This window comes from Pseudomonas sp. SDT291_1_S447 (genome assembly GCF_054070155.1).
In genome coordinates, this window is sequence record NZ_JBSVXS010000313.1 from 1 (window position 1) to 377 (window position 377).

Sequence of the window (377 nt, forward strand, 5' to 3'; positions counted from 1 at the left end):
TGCCATCGCCAACAGCGCGGCGCAGGCGCTCGTTTTCAGTGAGTGCATCGGTCAATTCCTTGGTGTTTCGTTGGTCAATCGCGTCCCGCTCGGCCAGCATCTCGCCGCTGATTCGGGCCGCTTCGCGCAACCCGACGACCTCCGTTTTCAGGCCTTTCAGGTCTTTCAGCGCTTCATCACGTTGATCCACAACCCGGATGAACCAATACAAGGGCACCAAAGCAGTAATCAGCATCACGATCAGCGCGAGCCGTAGCGGTGGAATCGTCATTTCAGACAAACCTCCACTTCAGCCAGCCGGCGGTTGTGCAGGCCTGGAACAAAGCGCTTGCGGCCTTGGGCGTCGGTCACGTACGCCCATACCGGTGTCTTGCCGT

Annotated in this window: 2 pseudogenes; both read right to left on the reverse strand. The window is 59.2% G+C overall.

Annotated elements, in window-relative coordinates:
• Positions 1–271 (reverse strand): annotated as a pseudogene (locus ACW9IR_RS29705) (lysis protein); the annotation flags it as partial.
• Positions 268–377, reverse strand: a pseudogene (locus tag ACW9IR_RS29710) (lysozyme); the annotation flags it as partial. The pseudogenes ACW9IR_RS29705 and ACW9IR_RS29710, both read right to left, overlap by 4 nt.